This is a genomic window from Cohnella sp. OV330 (genome assembly GCF_900112065.1).
Lineage (GTDB): Bacteria > Bacillota > Bacilli > Paenibacillales > Paenibacillaceae > Cohnella.
Map to the genome: position 1 here is coordinate 964,573 of NZ_FOKE01000001.1, position 19,823 is coordinate 984,395.

At 58.5% G+C, this 19,823-nt stretch carries 15 protein-coding genes; 2 read left to right on the forward strand and 13 right to left on the reverse strand.

Annotated elements, in window-relative coordinates; translation table 11 throughout:
* Positions 1 to 33 precede the first annotated feature (33 nt).
* The 11 genes from BM235_RS03575 to BM235_RS03625 all read right to left on the reverse strand — a co-directional run bounded on the left by BM235_RS03575 (position 34) and on the right by BM235_RS03625 (position 13,197).
* Positions 34 to 750 (reverse strand): response regulator transcription factor, encoded by a 717-nt coding sequence (locus BM235_RS03575; protein ID WP_090109341.1) that lies wholly within the window; start codon positions 748 to 750, stop codon positions 34 to 36.
* Positions 698 to 2,470, reverse strand: a complete 1,773-nt coding sequence (locus BM235_RS03580) for a sensor histidine kinase (RefSeq protein WP_255374042.1) — start codon at positions 2,468 to 2,470, stop codon at positions 698 to 700. The genes BM235_RS03575 and BM235_RS03580 overlap by 53 nt, the downstream gene beginning before the upstream one ends.
* A gap of 117 nt (positions 2,471 to 2,587) precedes the next feature.
* The gene (locus BM235_RS03585; RefSeq protein ID WP_158543678.1) at positions 2,588 to 4,912 is read right to left on the reverse strand and encodes a glycoside hydrolase family 95 protein; all 2,325 of its coding nucleotides are present in this window, start codon (positions 4,910 to 4,912) and stop codon (positions 2,588 to 2,590) included.
* Positions 4,913 to 5,007: 95 nt separating this feature from the next.
* The gene (locus BM235_RS03590; protein ID WP_090109346.1) at positions 5,008 to 6,597 is read right to left on the reverse strand and encodes an extracellular solute-binding protein; all 1,590 of its coding nucleotides are present in this window, start codon (positions 6,595 to 6,597) and stop codon (positions 5,008 to 5,010) included.
* Between the two features lie 61 nt (positions 6,598 to 6,658).
* Positions 6,659 to 7,540, reverse strand: coding sequence for a carbohydrate ABC transporter permease (locus BM235_RS03595; protein ID WP_090109348.1), 882 nt, complete (start codon positions 7,538 to 7,540; stop codon positions 6,659 to 6,661).
* A 15-nt stretch (positions 7,541 to 7,555) separates the two neighbouring features.
* On the reverse strand, positions 7,556 to 8,539 hold the full coding sequence (locus tag BM235_RS03600) for an ABC transporter permease (protein ID WP_090109350.1): 984 nt from the start codon (positions 8,537 to 8,539) through the stop codon (positions 7,556 to 7,558).
* A gap of 363 nt (positions 8,540 to 8,902) precedes the next feature.
* The gene (locus BM235_RS03605) at positions 8,903 to 10,180 is read right to left on the reverse strand and encodes an ABC transporter permease (protein ID WP_090109362.1); all 1,278 of its coding nucleotides are present in this window, start codon (positions 10,178 to 10,180) and stop codon (positions 8,903 to 8,905) included.
* Positions 10,173 to 11,075, reverse strand: coding sequence for an ABC transporter ATP-binding protein (locus BM235_RS03610; protein WP_090109364.1), 903 nt, complete (start codon positions 11,073 to 11,075; stop codon positions 10,173 to 10,175). The genes BM235_RS03605 and BM235_RS03610 overlap by 8 nt, the downstream gene beginning before the upstream one ends.
* On the reverse strand, positions 11,072 to 12,025 hold the full coding sequence (locus tag BM235_RS03615; RefSeq protein ID WP_255374034.1) for an ABC transporter ATP-binding protein: 954 nt from the start codon (positions 12,023 to 12,025) through the stop codon (positions 11,072 to 11,074). The genes BM235_RS03610 and BM235_RS03615 overlap by 4 nt, the downstream gene beginning before the upstream one ends.
* Positions 12,022 to 12,438, reverse strand: coding sequence for a GntR family transcriptional regulator (locus BM235_RS03620; protein WP_090109366.1), 417 nt, complete (start codon positions 12,436 to 12,438; stop codon positions 12,022 to 12,024). Before BM235_RS03620 ends, BM235_RS03615 begins: the two co-directional genes overlap by 4 nt.
* 33 nt (positions 12,439 to 12,471) lie before the next feature.
* A complete protein-coding gene (locus tag BM235_RS03625) occupies positions 12,472 to 13,197 on the reverse strand; it encodes a hypothetical protein (RefSeq protein WP_090109368.1) in 726 nt (241 codons plus the stop codon).
* 206 nt (positions 13,198 to 13,403) lie between these two features.
* Here BM235_RS03625 and BM235_RS03630 point away from each other — a divergent pair, with 206 nt between their 5' ends.
* Both BM235_RS03630 and BM235_RS03635 read left to right on the forward strand, forming a co-directional pair.
* A complete protein-coding gene (locus tag BM235_RS03630) occupies positions 13,404 to 14,504 on the forward strand; it encodes an RluA family pseudouridine synthase (protein WP_090109370.1) in 1,101 nt (366 codons plus the stop codon).
* A gap of 404 nt (positions 14,505 to 14,908) precedes the next feature.
* Positions 14,909 to 17,164, forward strand: coding sequence for a putative bifunctional diguanylate cyclase/phosphodiesterase (locus BM235_RS03635; RefSeq protein WP_158543679.1), 2,256 nt, complete (start codon positions 14,909 to 14,911; stop codon positions 17,162 to 17,164).
* Between the two features lie 77 nt (positions 17,165 to 17,241).
* Here BM235_RS03635 and BM235_RS03640 read toward each other — a convergent pair whose 3' ends face one another.
* Together BM235_RS03640 and ggt are read right to left on the reverse strand one after the other, a co-directional pair.
* On the reverse strand, positions 17,242 to 18,114 hold the full coding sequence (locus tag BM235_RS03640) for a fumarylacetoacetate hydrolase family protein (protein ID WP_090109374.1): 873 nt from the start codon (positions 18,112 to 18,114) through the stop codon (positions 17,242 to 17,244).
* Positions 18,115 to 18,195: 81 nt separating this feature from the next.
* Complete coding sequence (ggt, locus tag BM235_RS03645) at positions 18,196 to 19,776, reverse strand: gamma-glutamyltransferase (RefSeq protein ID WP_090109376.1); 1,581 nt, start codon at positions 19,774 to 19,776, stop codon at positions 18,196 to 18,198.
* Between the last annotated feature and the right edge of the window lie 47 nt (positions 19,777 to 19,823).

Here is a 19,823-nt window from a genome sequence, read left to right on the forward strand (position 1 = left end):
TCGTTTTCATCCTTTCCGGTATGCGATCCATGATTATGGTTCTTCTTGCATTTCACGGTAGGCGCCCGGAGGCATTCCTGCGTATTTTTTGAATACCTTCGCAAAGTAGTGCTTGGTGTCGAATCCGACCTGCCGGCTGATGGCTTCAACGGTAAGATGAGACTGCGATTTCAACAGCTTTTGCGCCTCCCGGATTCTGAGCGAATTCAAGTAATTGACGAACGTGTCTCCCGTCTCCTTCTTGAATAGGCTGCTGATATAATTCGGATGCAATCTCATCCGTTCCGCCAGATGATCCAGGGACAGATCGTTCATATAATTGACCTGCAGATAGGCCAATATCCGTTCGGCGTGACGGGTGTACTCCGGGTCGGAAGCGGTGGGGAGTTCCTCCAAGACACGGCTTAGCAAGACCGCGATCTCATCCCGATCCAGCGGTTTAAGCAAGTAATCCACGACTCCCGAACGGAGCGCCTGGCGGACGTATTCGAAGTCGTCGTAGCCGGTCAGAATAATGAATCGATCGCATAACCCCTCTCGTCTCGCTTCCTGGATCAATTCAAATCCGTTCATCTCCGGCATGTTGATATCCGTTATCGTGACATCGGGCATAAAGCGCTTCATATTCTCCAAGGCTTCCGGGGAATTAAAGGCCGAACAAATATCCGAACCTGCCGGTGCGACCTCTTCGACGATTTTAACTAACCCTTTCAGAATCAAAGGCTCGTCGTCTACGATCAAGATCTTCAACGTCCGCCACCTTCCTTTTCACGATGATAATGCGCAAGCAGGCTCCTTTGCCCGACTCGCTGAGGATTTCCAGTCGGGATTCTCCTCCGAAGAAGCTTTTGACTCGTTCGTTGACGTTTTTCAAACCTACGCCGACCCGCTCCTCTGCCTTTCTAGGCTCGTCGTGCCTGGACAGCCGTTCGCGAAGCGCGAAAAGCTTCTCCGGCGTAATCCCGTTGCCGTTGTCGGTAACGTCGATCGTAATCTCGCTTTCCGTTTCCGTCGCCTGCAGCGAGATATGGACGGGTCGAAGGACGGCGGAAGCTCCGTGCACGATCGCATTTTCGATAAGCGGCTGCAAAAGGAATCGCGGACAAGCCAGCCGTTCGGCATCCAGCGCAACTTGAATTTCAAAAGTCAGCCTGCTTTGGAGCCTCATTTTGTGGATGTTCATATAAAAGGAAACCATCTCGATTTCCTTCGCAAGAACCGTTTCTTCCCGCGCGGACGACAAGCTGTACCGCATCAGTTTCCCGAACCAGAAGGAAATATCGGCGACTTCCTTGTCGTCGTTAGCCTCGGCGACCATGCGGATCGTCTCGAGCGTGTTATAGAGGAAATGAGGCTTGATCTGCGCTTGCAGTACCTGGTATGCCGCTTCTTTGTTGCGCATTTCAGCTCGGTGAACGTTGTTGACGAGCTCGTACATTCGCCGGACCATCGCGTTATAGGTGACGATCAGGAAGCCGATTTCATCCTTTTCGAACTTGCCGTTTTTGATCGTCAGCTGCCTAAGGTTATTGTCGTTCAGCGTACGCATATGCCGGGCCAACCGAAGAATCCGTTTGGTAATCGTCGAAGCCAGCAGGTAATAGGCGATGGATAAAGCGAGCAACAGCAGCACGATCATCGTCACCAAAACGTTTTCCTTCTTCTTCACGGAACGGAATACGTCTCCCACCTGACCGGTGACGATGACGCGAACGTCCAGCGGCTCGAGCTTCAGCTGATTGACGATCGTTTGCCGGTTGATAAAAAATTTCCTGTCATCCGCTTGCAGAAGACGCAATGTCTTCTTGTCCAACGCCGGCGCTTCATTCGTCAACGGATCGCCCTGTCCGGACAACAGCAACGCTCTCCAACTTCCTTCCACACCCGCGGCCGCATAGAAGTTATGGATTAAACTTTTGCGTACCCGAATTTCAAGAAGGCCGATTCGCTCCGTAATTTGCGTATTGTAAATGTACTGGTAATAGATCAGGTCCGGATCCGACGCCGCGGGATCGGCGCGCAGCCATTTCCCCTGTCCGGCTTTCAGGGACGAGACGGTTTGTTCCGTTTGCGGATCCAGCATAGACCGGTCGCGAAACAGATTGGTGATGGGCAATACCCGATTCTTCATCTTATAAATGACGATGGATTCGATCTCCGGATTAGCGAACATCGATTGCGTGTTCAGCGGGAGAATATAGCGGGTCAGCGCGTAGATGCTGTCCGCGTCGGATTCGTATACGCCGTCCAGATAATCGGTCAAGTAAGGATTGTATTGCAGCACCCGGTGGACCGACTGAATTCGGACGAAATCCGTTTTCAGATTGGCGTAAGCCTGCTCCAGGATTTTCTGCCTGCTCTCCACGAATTGTTGCGTCAGGTTGCCGTAGATTTGCGTGTAATAGTGATAACCGAATGCCAGAACAGGGATAAAGATCATAATCACGTAACCAAGCACGATTTTGCGCATGATGCTCAAGACGGCGTTTCCCTCCGATGCGGAATCCATATATCGTTAACGTATCATGTACTAAAGAACTCCGATAGAGGCGCATCCCTTCCAGATTTGCACTTCCGCAAACCCCGGTTAACGTGAGAACGGATCAAATTGAAACGATTCGCCAGCCTTCACGGTGTATCGGATCGATCGCTTCCTATAGCGCAGCGTACAAGGCATTCCGCAAAGGGAACGAATCTCGACGCCGATTAAGCTTCCTTCCGCCCAAGTCATGCCGACTTCGAATCCCCCTCTGGCGCGAAAGCCCGAGACGGAGCCTTCCGGCCATGTTTCCGGCAAGGCAGGAAGCAATTCGATTTCGTATTCGGCTTTTCCGTTTCGATAGCGGGATCGGCTTTGCAGCAGCATTTCCGCGATGCCCGCGGTTCCGCCGAAATTGGCGTCGATCTGCATCGGAAACGGCTCATGCTGATTGAGCAGATTCGGATTGGTCGATCCCGCCAAGAGATCGACGAGCCGCTTGCGCGCGCTCTCCCCGTCTCGCAATCTGGCGTGCAGCGCTATCCGCCAAGCAGCCGGCCAAGCCAGGATTCGGTCCTTGCTCCGATGGCGAAGCTCGAGGCTTTTGCGCGCCCCCTCGAACGTTTCGGGCGTATCCTCGGATATCTGATTTCCGGGATATAAGCCGTAAAGGTGAGAAACGTGGCCGTTCGAATCTTCCGGTCGATCCCAATCCTCCGGCCATTCCTGCAATTGGCCGAATCTTCCGATTTGCATGGGGGGGATCCGGTCCAGAACCTTTCGGATTTCGTGTTCGAACGCCGAATTTTCGCCCAGCAGCTCGCTTGCGATCAAACAACGTTCGAGCAAGTCTCGGATCAACTGCACGTCCATCGTGGACGAGATCGTGAGATGCCTTCTTCGATCGCGGCCGTCCCGATACGCGTTCTCCGGCGAATAGGAAGGATTGGTAATCAGCAGACCGGCGAATTTGACGCCTTCGGGAGCCTCCACCAGGAAGTCCATCACGAATCGGGCGGCTTCTTTCATGGCAGGGTAGGCCCGTACCCTTAGAAAGTCAAGGTCGGGATTGTATTCGAAGTGATCCCATAAGTGCTGGACCAACCATACCCCGCCCATCGGCCATATTCCGGCATGGATGTCGACCGGGGCCGCGGCGCGCCATAAATCGGTATTGTGGTGGACGACGAAGCCCTTCGCGCCGTAATAGAGTTCTGCCGTGCGCGCGCCGGTGACGCGAAGATCGTCGATCAGATCGAACAGCGGCAGGTGGCATTCCGGCAAGTTTCCGACCTCCGCCGGCCAGTAATTCATCTGGACGTTGATGTTGGTCGTCCATTTGCTTCCCCATTCCGGCCATTCTTCTTCATTCCATATGCCTTGCAAGTTGGAAGGCTGATCGCCCGGTCTGGAAGACGCAATGAGCAAATACCGGCCGAACTGAAAATATAACGCGGCGAGCGACGGGTCCTCCGTCTCCCGAATGTCGAGTACGCGCTTATCCGTCGGACGCCGCTTGCCGCCAGTTCGCTCGTCCGTCCCGGCTCCCCCCAGCCTTATCGAGACTCGTTCATACAAGGCTTTATGGTCTTCGACGTGTTCGTCCAGCAACTCGCGATAAGGTCGTTCGGAGACGCGCGCCATATACCGATTGTTCAATTCCGAAGGATCGCCCCCCATGTCCCGATAGTTCAAGAAGCTTGTCGCTCCGGAAAAAACGAGGGTTACGGCACTCGCTTCCGCTATGCGCAGGACGCCGTCGCCGGCCGCGCACGAGCCGCCTTCGCAAAAAGCCGTGAGCCTCCCTTCGAATCGGAGTCCCGGACCTTCCCAAGAGCCGCTCCAATTTCTTGGACCCTTGCGCGTCCCGGTCCGTCCAGTCAGCCGAATCGCACGGCTGCCGTCCGATTGAACGGACGCATCGGGGTGGACGCTGGACAAAGACGCGTCTACGGCGATACTGCCCCGCTCGCCGCACGAAAGCCGAATCACCAGGCAGCCGGTCGGGCGGGAACAGAAGATTTCGCGCGTGTATTCGCATCCGTGGGCTTCATAGGATACGGTCGCCACCGCCCGCCGCAGATCCAATTCACGCCGATATCGCGTAACCTCGCGATGCCCGGGGAACGCCAGATTCAGTTCGCAAAAAGGAAGGTAGGCTTGCAGATGGATCGGCTCGCCCATCATGCGGTCCAGAAACAGCCGCTCCGCCTCCTCGATCCGATCATTGAAAATCAGGCTCCGGACTTCTTGCAAATATTGCCCCGCGTCCGGCCGGTTATAATCGTGCGGCGCCCCCGACCACAACGTCTCCTCGTTGATCTGGATTCTTTCCGTTTCCGCTGCTCCGAACACCATTGCTCCCAGCCGTCCGTTGCCAATCGGAAGAGCCTCTTTCCATGCGGTACCGGGCGAATCATACTCCAGCTTCATCATTTTCCCGCCTTTCCGTTCTCCCATTTGCCTTCACCTGCAATATAGCGTGAAAAGTCCGTCAGGAACGCGCAGCGCTCCTAACGGACCCAGTCTTATTTTTTAAACAAATCCTTCTTCTTCTGATAGGTTTGGTTAGCCCAATCCACCAAGCGATCCAGACCGATCTTCTCGGCGTTCTTCACCATGCTCTCGTAGTTTGCCACGGCTTCTTCCTCCGACTTCGCCAAGTAGATTCTAACCTTCTCGTTTTTAATCATCTCGTCGATCTTCGTTTTGATCGTCTTCTCTTCCGAATCCGGCTGCAGCTGGATTAAGCCTAGCTCCGGTTTATACACTACGAACGCCTTTCTCTCCATCAAGGCTTTCGTCTTTTGCGTCCCGGGCACATAGCTCAGCATCCCTTCCGTGACGCCGTCGTTGTACAGGTACCACCACTTGATTCCGTTGCTGTTGACGAAATCGGAGTCGGACGGATCGTATTTCAAGTCCGGATGGCCTTCCGCGTTCCACGTCCAATGCTCGCCCTCGACGCCGAACATCGTTAACTTTTTGCCCTCGTCGCTCGCCAGGTATTGAAGGAATTTAATCGATGCTTCGGGGTCTTTATTGTTCTTGGTGATAAAGGTGCCCGCGAAGCCCAACCCCGAGCTGACGGCCTTCGTCTTGTCCGAGATCGCGCTCGGCAGCATCTTGAACGTGAACGATTGGCCGGCGTTCTTGACCTTGCTATTGTCCGAGTCTGCTATGCTGACCGTATGCATATGCGCGAATGCCTTCCCGCTGGTCGCGTATTGATCGTCGAGCTGGTCGTTCGTATAGGCGAAGTTCTCCGCCAGAACGTACCCTTCGCGATACAGACGGTTCATGAATTTAAAGAAGTCCAGCATTTCCGGCTGTCTAATCGCATAGTCTACTTTTCCGTCCCGCTCGTACCAGCCGTCCAGAAGGCCCTCGACGCCGAATTGCTGCAGGAAGTATTGCTCGATCCAGTCCTTGTCCATAATCAGTGGAATCATGTCCGGATATTTTTGTTTCACCATACCCAGAACCTTCAAGAAGTCATCGGTGGACGCGATCGGCGGGTTTCCGAGCTCCTGCAGAATTTCCTCGCGCACCGCGATGCCCGGGTTGCCGTCGCTGCCCAGCGCGTATTTATTTTTCGCCATTTCCTCCTGGGTCGCAAAAGAGTTGCGAACCGTGTAGAAATTGCCGTCGTCCATCGTATGGATCGCAACCCGTATCGGATCGATTTTGAAATCCGGCGCGTATTTCTCGATCAGCTCGTTCCAGGGATAAGACAGCTTCGAATCGGACATCCGATCGATATTGGAATTCGTAAAGACCAGATCGGGGAGATCTCCGGAAGCGATCATGAGCGGAAGCTGCTTATCATCGGTAGCGACCGTCACTTTTAGCTTAACGCCCGTCTTTTCGGTAATTTTCTCGGCGACCGGCCCCTTCCATTCCTTCACCGGATACCAAGAGGCATCGATAAACAACGACAGCTCTTTTACCTCGTTGTTTTTTGCGGACGGTTCGGAGGTTGTCATGGACGAGGCGGCGCTGCTGCTTGCGGTGGTCTGCTGATCGTTGTCGTTCGTGCCGCATGCGGTGACCAGCCCCATCGTCATCGTCGCGAGCAACGATAGGAGCAGCGTTTTCTTCCCCTTATTTCTCTTCAATCGAATCCCTCCAAAAAGTGTTGTTTATATTAAAGCTAACGCTCTAATATCATGCCGTTCATCAGCCCTTTACGGACCCTAGCATAATGCCTTGAATAAAAAACCGTTGAAGGAACGGATAGACGCATACGATAGGCGCGATGGATATGACCATGGCGGCTACCTGAAGCGAGTAGCTGGTAACGCCGGCGGAGGAACTGTTCGCGACGGCTATGGCGTCCATGGGCGCATTGCTTTTGTTGATCACCTCCATCATCCGGAAGGCGAGCGTCCGCAAGCTCTCCGACTGCACGAAATAAGCGGAATCCAGCCATGCGTTCCATTGACCGACCCCCATGAAAAGCGACATCGTGGCGACCAGCGGCATAGAGACGGGAAGGATGATCCGGTAGAAGATGACCAACTCGCTAGCGCCGTCCATATGCGCCGATTCTTTTAATTCTGCCGGTATCTCCTGGAAGAACGAAATGGCGATCAACAGAAAGAACGTGCTCAGCATGGAAGGAATGACATACACGCCGAACGTATTCAGCAATCCGACGGAGCGCAGAACCACATAGTAAGGAATCAAACCGCCGGAAAAATACATCGCGAATATGATGATCGTGAAGTAGCTTTTTCGGAAGAGAAGATCGCGGTGCGACAGCCCGTACGCGACCAGACAGGTGAATAAGACGCCTAAAGCGGCACCGGTAAGCGTTCTCACGATTGTAACGACAAACGCGCGATACCACTTGGGGTCATCCAGAAACTGCGCGTAGTTTTCTAACGAGAACGCCCGAGGCCATAGGTAAACGCCTCCAAGAAGCGAGTCGGTTCCTTTATTAAAGGAAAGAATCAGGACATAATAGAATGGATATAGCATGGATAGCGTCAGAATGGCCAGGATGACATATACCAAAGAATCCATGATAAGGTCTTTTCGTTTCTGGCTGAGCGGCATGTCCGTTCCCCTTTCCTAGAATAAACTTGATCCCGACGAGCGTTTGGCAATGTAGTTGCTGGAGAAGATCAATACGACGGAAATGACGGATTGGATCAAATCGATCGCTGCGGCATAGGAAAATCTTCCGTCCCTTAATCCCACCTTGAAGGCATAGGTTTGCACGATCTCCGAGGTCGGGTTGTTGATGCTGTTGCCGAAAAGGAAAGCCTGCTCGAAGTTGGAACCGACCAATCCGCCGCCCAGTATGCTTCCGATCGTCAGAATGAGCACGACGACGATCGTTCCTTTCATACCTGGAAACGTAATATGGCGAATTCGAGCCAAGCGGCCGGCGCCGTCGATCTGGGCGGCTTCATAGAGCGAAGGATTGATGCCCGCGATCGCGGCCAGAAAGATAATCGTCCACCAGCCCATTTCCTTCCAGACGGCGCTCCCCGTCGCAAGTCCCCAGAAGTAGTTAGGGTTCGTCAGGATGTCCAGCGGTTTGTCGATGAATCCAAGCCCCAGCAGCGCCTTGTTGACGATCCCGACGTCCGTCGACAAGAAGGCAAAAGCAATGCCGACGACAACGACCCACGAAATGAAATGGGGCAAGTAGCTGATCGTTTGGACGAATCGCTTGAATCGAACATTTTTGACTTCGTTCAACAGAATGGCCAGCAGGATCGGAGCCGGGAAAGCGAAAAAAACTTTTAGAAGGCTCAATATCAACGTATTGCGCACGATCATTCCGAATTGATAATCGTTTACGAACTCATCGAAATGCTTTAGCCCCACCCACTCGCTCGTAAAAATACCCTTTATTCCGGTAGAGATGGAATACTGCTTAAAGGCCATCAGTATCCCGAACATCGGCGTGTAGGCGAACACCAACAAAAAGATCATGCCGAGTCCGACGAACAGATGCAGCGTTTTTTGTTTTTTGAATCGCTTCCAAAAATGCGATCGATGTTCTGTTTTTCCTGCCATTCCCGTTGTCTGCGTACCCAGTTCCATATCGGCGCCTCCTTCGTATTCAGTGTACCTTCCGAGACAAAGCCGTAGAAAGCCAACGTTCTTAAGAAAGCGTTGTCATTTTTGAAGATCGGATGGCAAGGTGCCCGGACAATAGCATCCCGTTGCCGCCGTTCAAATCGGTTTGCGATCCGCATAGAACGCGGCGATATCGTCCCTCGTACGCTTCCGTTTCCGGACAGAAAAAAGATGACCCCCGACGAATTGAGAATTCCGAGGGTCATCTACCGGCCAATGCTAGTGCGGCCTAGTTCTGCTTTGATCATGGATTAAACTGCAGCGACAAGCGGTTTTATTTCACTCTTCCCTGCTTGGGCACCCACACACACTACAATTTCATTTCATTTACACTTTATACGCCTTCAGCGCCTTGAACACTTCCTTGAACGAAGGCTTCTTGCCGTACATGAGCACGCCGACGCGGTAAATCTTGGCGGCGAGCCAGCCGATGGCCAGCACGGACACGATCAGGATGCCGACCGACAGAACGATCTCCCACCAGGCCGGATCTGCGAGGCCGATGCGCAGGAACAGGATGAACGGCGAGAAAAACGGGATGAACGAGCAGACGGTGATAAATGAGCTGTCTGGATTCGTCAGGCCGTAGATGGCGATGTAGAAGCCCGCGAGCGACAGCATCGTGACCGGCATCGACGTCTGGCTGAGATCCTCCGTCCGGCTCACGAGCGAGCCGATGGCGGCGAAGAGCATCGCGTACAGGAAGTAGCCGAGCAGGTACATGACGATCGCGAAAATAATCATCTTGGGCTCGACGCTCGACAGATCGATGCCGAATCGCTCGAGGGCGCCTTTGTTGTGAGGCAGCGTGAGGTTGATGACCGACGCGCCGACGAGCACGACGAGCTGGAGCAGGCCGACGAGGAAGGTGCCGATGACCTTGCCGAACATCTGCTTGAGCGGCGCCACGCTCGTGACGATGATCTCCATGACGCGCGAGCTCTTCTCGGCCGTGATCTCGGTCGCGATCAGCTGGCCGGTGATCATGACGGACATGAACAGCAGGATCAGGATGGCGTAGGTCAGGCCGATGGCCGTCCCTTGCTCGGCCTCCGTCTTGCCGCCGCCGTCCGCGATCTGGACGGTATCGAGCTTCACGGGCGCCATCAGCTTGGCGAACTGCTCGTCGGTCAGGTTCGCGTCTCGTACCGCCTGTTGGGTCTTGACGGTCTGCAGTCCGGCTTGCAGCGCGCCCGAGGTGTCGCTGTCCAGCATTTTCTTGGAGTGGTAGACGACGTCCGGGAAGCCGACTGCTTGATTATCGGTAAAGGTAAGATAGCCTTTGATCTTGCCGTCGTCGATCGCCTGCTCGAGCGCGGCCGTCTTGTCGGCTTCGGACCCGGACGCCTCGACCGGCACGAGCTGCACCTGCTGCTTTTCCGCCTGCCCGAACTGCTGCTCCAGTCCCTTGACGATCTCGCCCTGCTCGCCGTTAACATAGCCTACCTTCGCGGCTGAGCCTGGCCCCGTCAGCTTGTCGATGAAGTACGGCACGTTCGCGCCGACCACGAGGAGCACGCCGAGAATAATCGTCGTTATAATGAAGGATTTGCTGCGGAGCTTGTTCCGCATTGTGAAGGCAATGACCGTACGCATGCTATTCATGGCTCTCACCTACCGTCTTTATGAAGATTTCGTTCAGGGTCGGCTCCAGCAGTTCGAAGTGTTCGACCGTCGATTGCGCCATCGCGTGCTTCAGAATGTCCTGCGCGGCTTCCTTGCGGGAAACGACCAGGTCGTAGCCCCGCTCCGTGCGGGTCGCGGACACGACGCCAGGAATCCGGTCCAGTCCGGGGATGTCCTTCTCCGCCCCGATTACGACCTTTTCCCGCGGGAAACGGCTCTTGATCTCGCGGATCGGTCCCTGCAGCACCGGATTGGACTTGTGCATGATCGTGATGTTGCGGCACAGCTCTTCGACGTGCTCCATCCGGTGGGTCGAGAAGACGATGCTCGCGCCTTCGTCCCGCAGCTCCTTGACCGTCGACTTCAGCAGCTCGACGTTGACGGGATCGAGGCCGCTGAACGCCTCGTCCATGATGAGGATGCTCGGCTTGTGAATGACCGCGGCGATGAACTGGATCTTCTGCTGGTTGCCCTTGGAGAGCTCCTCGACCTTCTTGTTGTAATACTCCGGCACTTGAAACCGGTCGAGCCACCGCTTCAGGTTCGCGTCGGCATCCCGGCGCGACATGCCGCGCAGCTGGGCAAGATACAGAATCTGTTCGCTCACCTTGATCTTCGGGTACATGCCCCGCTCCTCCGGCAGGTAGCCCAGCATCGAGAGCTGCTCCGTGCTGTAGGTCTTCCCGCGGTAGCGGATGCTGCCTCCGTCCGGGAGAATGAGTCCGAGCACCATGCGCATCGTCGTCGTCTTGCCCGCGCCGTTCGCGCCGAGCAGGCCGTAAATCTCGCCTTGGGCCACCTCGAAGCTAAGCCCGTTGACGGCGGTTTTGTCCCCGTATTGCTTGAACACCTTTTCGATTACCAGCGGATTCATCTTCCCGCATCCCCCTTCCGGACTAGACAAGCCATGATCTCTTCCAATTCCATGCGCTGCGAGGACAGGATCCGGTAGCCTGCCGAGAGGCAGTAAGCTTCCGTCTCCTCCGGCGCGTCGGTCTCGATCCGGCAGATGCCGGGCCCGGACTCCTGCGCCCCCTGGACGCCCGGCGCCTGCCTCAGGAGCCGCGCCGCGTCCTCCTTGCCGGCCGTCCCGTCCACGCGCTGAACCGCCAGCACCCGCCACGCCTCGAACAGCCGGTCCTTCTCGTACAACCCGAGGCAGCGGCCGCGATGCATGAACAGCACGTAGTCCGCGAGCCTGCGCACCTCCTCCGTGATGTGCGTCGCGAAGATCAGCGTACGATCCCCCCGGTCCATGTAGCGCGTGAGTTCGTCCAGCAGCGACTTCCATGCCGAAGGATCGAGGCCCGACGACGGCTCGTCGAGCAGCAGCAGCTCCGGGTCATGCGCCATCGCGACCGCGAGTTCGGCCTTGCGGCGCATGCCCTTCGACAGCTTGCCGAGCTTTTTGGTCCGGTCGGCGTCGAAGCCGCGCATTAGCCGCTCGTACCGTTCCCAGCTCCAGCGGAGGTACCATAGAGAAGCGAAGCGCGCCTTCTCGTCGGCGGTGAGATGGTTCTCGTACGCATGGGGCAGCTCGGATACGAAGCCGATCCGCTCCCTCAGCCGTTCGTCGCTGTCCGGCGCCAGCCGCTGGCCAAGTACCGCCGCCTCTCCTTCAAAGGGCGCCAGCCGGAGCAGCAGCCGCATCAGCGTGCTCTTGCCGGAGCCGTTCGGACCGACGATGGCGGTCACCATCCCTGCCGGCACGGACAAATCGAGCGGCCCGAGCGCGAACCCGTCGTTCCGGACGGTCGCCCCCTTCAACGCGACGACGGCGCTGTCCGCCTCCGCATCCGTCAAGCCTTGCATTTCGCGATTCATTGCGGCCCCCCCTTTTCCCCGTCGGCTTCCGCACGCTTGCGTTCGTATGCTTCACGCCAGATTCGTTCCATCTCCTCGCGGCTGCACTGCAGCTGCAGTCCGGTCTCGACGGCACGCTCGAACGCCTCGACGACGCGCTCGAGCCTGAATTCGTCCCGCGCCGACTGGTCGATGCCCGCTACGAACGTCCCCGTCCCCTGCCTCGTTCGCAGCAGTCCTTCGTTCTCCAGATCCTGATACACTCTTCGCACCGTGATGGCGCTGCACCTGAGATCCGCCGCGAACTCGCGGATGGACGGGAGCAGCGTGCCCTCCGCCAGCCGGCCGCTAAGGATAAGGCCGCGCAGCTGGACCTCCACCTGATGGTACAGGGGCTCGGGCCGATTCTCATCGATATGAACGGGTATCCACAAACCGCCTCGCCTCATTTCCTCCCGTTACTTCATTTAAAAGCTGTAGCTTCTGCGCTCCAAACGCTTCACGATCGCCCGCCGCATCCCGTAGAGCGCAAACGCCGCAATCGCGGCGGCCACGACCGGCAGCAGCACCGGCGCTTCGCGAACCGTATCCAGCAGCTCGCCTACCAGGCTGATCCCCTGCCAAGCCAGGACAGCCACGATCAGTCCGAGCGCCGGACAAATGGTCATGTACGCCTTGACGTAGGTTTTCCCATCGAAGCCCATCTCCAGGTATAGGTATACCGCGTTCATGACCAGTCCGTAGCAATACCAGATCGCCGCGGCCGCCGCCCACTCGCCGGGAGACACCCGGTCTCGAAGCGCGGGAGCGAGCCAGTATTGGCTAATGAAAAAGATCGCGACGACAACGGCCATCGCCGCCGCCGCCAGCAGCATGCGGGCGCTCGCCATCCGCGCCACGGGGATCGGCATCGTCCGCCAATGCGACAGGCGCTTGGTAAAGACGTCCCCTCTCCAGTAAGCGAATATCGTGCGGTTCATCGCGCAGCCGAACACGGGAATCGTGAACGTGTACAGCCAGTCCGCCATGCCGCTCATATAGCGGGACATGTCGCTATTGCTGAATCTATCGTCGACCAACGCGCTGATGATCGTACCGGCGTATAGGGCGAATAAAGCCGTGAACACCAGACCCAGCCAATCGCGCTTGAACTCGAATGCCGCCAGCGCCTTCGTCGCGCGCCATCCAGACATTTGCTCGCCCCCGTCACTCATACTGTGTGTATATCTTTATACACAGTATAAACACTGCATGCAAGACGTGTCAATCCTGAATTTGGAATTCGCTGCCGCAGAGATCGCGCGGATTTGTTGCAACGGGCTTAATCTATTAGAATAAAGACACTACGCCCGCCGCGCGGCAGATGCGGACGGGCGCGACGACCGGAGGGAACAACGATATGAACGGGAAAAACAATCGAGGCGGACGAGGACAGGCCCGCAAGCCGCGGGCGGAAGGCGGGACGCGGGACGGGAACGGCGGAGCGCAAAGAGGCCGCGACGGCGTTCATGGGAGACCGGGTCGCGGAGGCCGCGGGTCTGAAGCTGCGCGGCCCGCGCAGGGACGCGCCGGAGGCAAAGCGGCAGCGCCGGCCGGCCGAGCGGGCGAATCGAAGGCCCAGGCCAGCGGGGGCGCGCGCAGCTTCACGGCTCAGGAGCCGGCCGAGCTGCTGCCCTTCCTGCTCGCCAAGCTGAGCGGCCAGGGACGCAATGCCGTCAAGGCGATCCTCGCCCGCGGTCAAGTGTCCGTCGACGGCACGACCGTCACCGCGTACAATCATTCGCTTGCGCCGGGCGCCTCCGTCTCCGTCAGTCGTGAACGGATCGAAGAAGTCCCGCCGCTGATCGGCTTGTCCATCCTGTTCGAGGACGACGACCTGATCGTCGTCACGAAGGAGGCCGGCCTGCTCTCGATCGCTTCGCCGCAGGAGACCGAATTGACCGCCTACCGGCAGCTCACCGAGCATGTGAGGCGGACGGATCCCCGCAGCCGGATCTTCGTCGTGCACCGGCTCGATCGTGACACCTCGGGCGTCATGATGTTCGCGAAGCGCGAAGAGATCCAGCAGTCGCTCCAGAACAACTGGCAGGAAGCCGTCACCGAGCGGATCTACGTCGCGCTGGTCGAAGGCCGCGTCGCGCGCGCCGAAGGCACGGTCTCCTCCTGGCTTAAGGAGAGCAAGACGCTTAAAATGTATTCCAGCCCGTACCCGAACGACGGCCAGCATGCGGTGACGCATTACAGGACGCTCGAGGCCAAGTCGCAGCTCTCGCTGCTCGAGGTCAAGCTCGAGACCGGCCGCAAAAATCAAATTCGCGTCCACATGCAGGACATCGGCCACCCGGTCGTCGGCGACAAAAAGTACGGGGCGCGCTCCAAGATCCTCGGCCGCCTCGGGCTGCATGCGAGAGTGCTCGCCTTCATCCACCCTTCGACCGGCGAGGGATTGCGGTTCGTGACGGATATTCCGAAGGCGTTCGTTAACGCGCTTAAAGATTAACGGTAGAATAATGACCCGTCCGGACAAGCTTCCGGGCGGGTTTTCCGCGCTCTGCCCCGTTTTGCGCCTCTCGTTTTGCGCTTCTAGTTTCGCTCGCACTTCAGGCAATCGGCCGATCCCTCTATTAAGGAAGATGCATTTTTTATACCTAATGGAATAAATAGGCCTATTCAACGCGCGGTTAACCCGGTAAAATCAGGTTATGTCGATTCATGTCAATCATTGCCAAAGTTAGGATGGTCACGTTGATCGAACTCCACAGCTCATACAATGCGACCATGGTCGTTTTATCCTGCTTAATCGCGTCCATAGCCTCCTATACGGGATTAAGCATGGCGCTTCAATATGCCGCGGCCTCTAAGGGACGCGCTCGCCTCGCTTGGCTGGCGTGCGGGACAGCGGTTATGGGAGCGGGCATTTGGGCCGTCTGTTTTTACGAAATCAATGCTTATAAATGGTCGACCGGCATCGACTACGATTACTTCACGATGATCCTGACGCTGGCGATCGCGGCGACGTCCGCTGCGTTGATCCTCCGGGCCGTCAGCCGGTCCAAGCTTCGCAAGCGGGCGATCCTCGCGCGCGGAGCCATCGCAGGCATCTGCGCGGCGATCTTGCCCTTTGCCGGCCTTCGCGCCATGCGCTGCAGCCTGCTCCCGCGTTTTGACGCCGCGACATTCGTCTCGTTCACGCTCGGCGTCGCTTTTATGTTTATCGTCGTCCTCTGGATCGCGTACAAATTCCAGACGTCGCGCGGCCCGCGGCGCAAAGCCATCGCGGGCGTGCTGCTAGGCACGGCTTTTACGGCGACGATCCATATCGGGCTGGCGCTTGCATCCTGGACGTCCCCGGAGGACGTTCCGGACGCAGGACAGAGCGGCTCCTCCGCCATGATTTCCTTTTTCCTCGGGTTCGCTACGCTGTTCGTGATCGGGATCGCGTTCGCCGCCCTTTTTATGGAGCGATTTTGGAAGGCGCAGATGCGCCGCCAGCTGGAGCGGGACATGCGAATCGAGTCGCTGTTCAGGCATAGCCAGGACGCCGTCTTTTCGTATAGTCTCGAGGGCAAGCTGCTGGACGCCAACCTGGCCGCCTTCCGCCTGACCGGCTACGATTGGGAGGCGCTCTCCAAGCTCAAGTTGAGAGACATGATCTCCCCCGAGTATCAGCATACGGTCGCCGTTAACTTCCAGCACACGATAACGGGGCAATCCCGCAACTTCGACTGCGCGCTCATCCACCGCGGCGGCGGGCGGCTCGAGGTGAACAACACGAACGTGCCCGTCCTCGTCGAGGGACAGGTCGTCGGCGTGTATACGATCGTCCGCGACATTACGGAGCGCAAGCAAGCCGAGTGGCAAATGAACTATATGGCGCATCACGACGAGCTGACAGGGCTGCCCAACCGCCGCTTGTTCGAGCAGCAGCTCGTCAAGGCGATCGCGGATCAGCAGCAGGACGGGCAGTCGGCCGCCGTTCTTTTTCTCGACATCGACCGCTTCAAGCTGGTCAACGATTCCCAAGGGCACGACGTCGGCGATCTGCTGCTCCGGTCCGTCGCCGATCGGCTGAGCGAGGCGGTCAAGCATACGGGCATCGTCGCCAGGCTGGGCGGAGACGAGTTTTCCGTGCTGCTGACGGGCGGCATCTCGCGCGAGGAAGCGCAGGCGATCGCGGCTCGCATCAACCGGGAGCTGGACATCCCGTTCTCGCTGCGGGGCAAGGATGTCCATATCACCGCCAGCATCGGCATCGCGCTATTCCCGGAGGATGGCGACTCGTTAATTTCGCTCATGAAAAACGCGGATACCGCGATGTACTCCGCGAAGGAAAACGGAAAGAACACCTACAATTTTTACGATTTTTCGATGAACGACTCCCTTTTCGAGCGCGTCCAATTAGAAAACGAGCTGCGCAAAGCGCTCGACCGCGGCGAGTTTTTCCTCGTCTATCAGCCCCAGGTTGAGCTCGCGACGGGCAAGGTCGTCGGCGTGGAGGCGCTCATCCGTTGGCAGCATAGCAGCAAAGGACTCATCTCGCCCGCCGAGTTCATCCCGCTCGCCGAAGAGACCGGCATGATCGTGCCGATCGGCGATTGGGCGCTTCGCACCGCCTGCACGCTGGCGCGGCGCTGGAGCCAATCGGAGGTCGGGCCTCTGCGCATGTCGGTCAACCTGTCGAGCAGGCAGTTCGTCAGCCCGGACTTCGCCGAATCGGTGGAGCGGATCGTCCGGGAGACGGGCATGTCCCCCGAGCTCCTCGACCTGGAGATCACCGAATCGATGACGATGGACGTGAGCCGTTCGATCGAGACGCTCCGCCAGCTCAAGACGCTCGGCGTATCCATCTCGATCGACGACTTCGGCACAGGCTACAGCTCGCTTAGCTATCTCAAAAGCTTCCCCGTCGACCGGCTCAAGATCGACCAGTCCTTCGTCCGCCAGATGCATTCCGAGACGAAGGATCGGTCCATCGTGGCGACGATCATCTCGCTCGCGCACAACCTGAACCTCCAGGTCGTCGCCGAGGGCGTCGAGACGCTTTCCCAATCCGAATTTCTGGCCCAGCACGGCTGCGACGAGATGCAGGGCTACTATATCAGCAAGCCGCTCAAAGCTTACGACATCGAGACCTTCATCGCCGCCCGGGGCGCGCTCTAAGCCGGGCATAACGAAAACAGCCGCACGGCCCCCGTTATGATCAAGGGATGCCGTACGGCTGTTTTCTGTCAGCGCCTTTATTCCCGTTCGCGCACCGGATTCGCCAGCGGCGCAAAGCCGTCGATCCGGCATTCGATCCGGTCTCCGTCCGCGATCGGGACCGCGCCTGGCGTGCCGGTCAGAATGATGTCGCCGGGCAGCAAGGTCATGAACCGGGAATGATAGGCGACCGCGCGCCAAGGGCGATAAATCATGCTCGATACCGGCAGGCTATGCCGGGCTTCGCCGTTCAATGCGGTCGTCACCGTCAAGCGGCCGATATCGCCGAGCTCGTCCGGCGTGATCAGTTCGGCGCCGAGACTGCAGAACGTGTCGTAGCTCTTGGCTCTCGTCAGAAACCGGGGATTGCGTGCGTGAACGTCGGCCGCCGTCACGTCTATCGCGGCCGCGAATCCGGCGACGCAGCGATACGCTTCCGCTTCGCTCACGTCGCGGCAGACGGCGCCGATGACGATGGCAAGCTCCGCTTCCGCCTGTACGCGGCCGACGCCCGCCGGCAGCACAATAGGGTCGTTGGGCCCGATAAGGCTTGTATCCGGCTTCATGAAGCCGACCGGTTCCTCGCTTTCCCACTTCTCGCGATCCTGCTCTTGCTCCTCGCTTAGATAGTTGAAGCCGATCCCCCATACTTTGCGAGGACGCCGAATGAGCAGCGCGGATTCGTATCCTACCGGCTCCAAGGGCGGCAGCGACGCCGCGGCCCTCGTGCCGCGCTCGGTCGATAGCCAAGCGCCGATGTCCGCCAGCGCCCCGGTCTCCAGCAACGCGGGCAGCTCCTCCGGCCAGCTCCGCCCTGCGGCCTCGCCCAACGCGCGTACCGTCAGCAGTCCTTGCGGCAGCCGGATGGCCGTGCGTTCCAGGTCCCCTACCTTGATCCTTAAGATACGCATGCGTTTCCCTTCCTCTCTTGCCGGTTGCTTCGCGTGTCCGCCGTCATTCGCACGTTCGCCATGCCCGCCATTCGCCGACCGCTACCAGCCGACGGCGGCGCCGTCGCATCTCGGATCGGTGCCGCCGCGCCGAATGCCGTCCCCGTCGATCGAGATCGCGTGCGCATGCCCCATCCGGTAGTCGTACGCGTCCACGACGCGCACGTCGTGTCCCGCCTCCGCCAGCCGCCGAACCGTCTCTTTGTCGATCCGGCTCTCCAGCTTCAGTTCTCGCGACGCCTCGCCCCATGTCCGCCCCCACAGCCAGCGCGGCTCGGCGACGGCCTCGTGCGGCGCCATCCCGTAGTCCGCCATTCGCGTGAAAATCGCCGTCTGCGTCTGAGGCTGCCCTTCTCCCCCTTGGGTGCCGTAAAGGAATCGCGGCTTGCCGTCCAGGCACGCCATGGCGGGCATCAGCGTATGGAAGGTCCGCTTGTTCGGTTCCAACGAGTTGACATGCGCCGGGTCCAGCGAAAAAAAAGAACCCCTGTTTTGCAGCAGGACGCCTGTCTTTCCCGCGGTAAATCCGGAACCGAACTCGAAGTATAGACTCTGGATGAACGAGACGGCATTGCCCTCCTCGTCGACGACCGCTGCATAGGCCGTGTCGCTGCCGGCTGGCGGACTGTCGAAATCCAACGCGCGGCTTGGGTCTATCCGTCCGGCCAGGTCGTCGGCATAGGCTTGGCTAAGCAGGCGGCTCAACGGCAAGCTGTGAAAGTCAGGGTCCGTCAGTTCCCGGTTGCGGTCGATAAAGGCGAGCTTGATCGCTTCAATCATTCGGTGATAATAAGCATAGGAACCGTGCGGGGTCGAAGCTGGATCAAAGCGCTCAAGCGCCTGCAGCGCCATAATGCCGGCGAAGCCCTGCGAGTTGGGCGGCGCCTGGTAGAGCGCGTAGCCGCGATAGTCGCCGCGCACCGGCGCTTCCCAGCCGCCACGGTGCGCGGCGAAGTCCGCCTCGCTCAGCAGGCCGCCCGCATGGCGCAGGGCGGCGACGATCTCCCTCGCGATCGCGCCTTCGTAGAACGCCTCGCGCCCGCCTTCGGCGACCGCCCGCAAGGTCGCGGCGAGCTCGCGCTGCACGAACCGGTCCCCGGTTGCGGGCACCTCACCTCGCGGCAGATAGATCGCGGCAGTCTCCGCATACTCCGCTAGCATATCCTTGCACTTCGCGGTAAAAAAATGCTGATCCGGCGACAGCGGAAACCCTGCGGACGCGTGGCGGATCGCCGGCTCAAGCGCCTCGGCGAGCGTTAGCCTGCCATAATCGCCCTGCACGGCCGCCCAGCCGTCGACCATGCCCGGCACCGTGATCGCGCTGCGAGCGCCGCGATGCGGAATCGCCGCCATGCCGGCGAAGCAGTCCCGGTCGACAGCTCCGCCGGATCGCCCGCTGCCGTTGTACGCGCGAACCCGTCCTTCTCCGGCCCGGTACGTCAACCAAAAGCAGTCGCCGCCCAATCCCGTCATGTGCGGATAGACAACGCCCAGACAAGCGCTGACGGCGACGGCGGCGTCGAACGCGTTGCCCCCTCGGCGCAAAATCTCCGCGCCGGCTTCCGACGCCAGGTAATGCGGGCTGACGACCATCGCCCGCTTGCCGACTGCCGATCTGCTCATCCTCTCCATCTCCTCTGCGTCGAACACGATTAACGCCGTTAGCGATC

Bases quoted from the DNA above. Each gene is read 5' to 3' on its own strand.
- BM235_RS03580 (WP_255374042.1), bottom strand. From the start codon at position 2,470: ATGCGCAAAATCGTGCTTGGTTACGTGATTATGATCTTTATCCCTGTT.
- BM235_RS03585 (WP_158543678.1), bottom strand. From the start codon at position 4,912: ATGAAGCTGGAGTATGATTCGCCCGGTACCGCATGGAAAGAGGCTCTT.
- BM235_RS03595 (WP_090109348.1), bottom strand. From the start codon at position 7,540: ATGCCGCTCAGCCAGAAACGAAAAGACCTTATCATGGATTCTTTGGTA.
- BM235_RS03600 (WP_090109350.1), bottom strand. From the start codon at position 8,539: ATGGAACTGGGTACGCAGACAACGGGAATGGCAGGAAAAACAGAACAT.
- BM235_RS03605 (WP_090109362.1), bottom strand. From the start codon at position 10,180: ATGAATAGCATGCGTACGGTCATTGCCTTCACAATGCGGAACAAGCTC.
- BM235_RS03610 (WP_090109364.1), bottom strand. From the start codon at position 11,075: ATGAATCCGCTGGTAATCGAAAAGGTGTTCAAGCAATACGGGGACAAA.
- BM235_RS03615 (WP_255374034.1), bottom strand. From the start codon at position 12,025: ATGAATCGCGAAATGCAAGGCTTGACGGATGCGGAGGCGGACAGCGCC.
- BM235_RS03625 (WP_090109368.1), bottom strand. From the start codon at position 13,197: ATGTCTGGATGGCGCGCGACGAAGGCGCTGGCGGCATTCGAGTTCAAG.
- BM235_RS03630 (WP_090109370.1), top strand. From the start codon at position 13,404: ATGAACGGGAAAAACAATCGAGGCGGACGAGGACAGGCCCGCAAGCCG.
- BM235_RS03635 (WP_158543679.1), top strand. From the start codon at position 14,909: ATGGGAGCGGGCATTTGGGCCGTCTGTTTTTACGAAATCAATGCTTAT.
- BM235_RS03640 (WP_090109374.1), bottom strand. From the start codon at position 18,114: ATGCGTATCTTAAGGATCAAGGTAGGGGACCTGGAACGCACGGCCATC.
- ggt (WP_090109376.1), bottom strand. From the start codon at position 19,776: ATGAGCAGATCGGCAGTCGGCAAGCGGGCGATGGTCGTCAGCCCGCAT.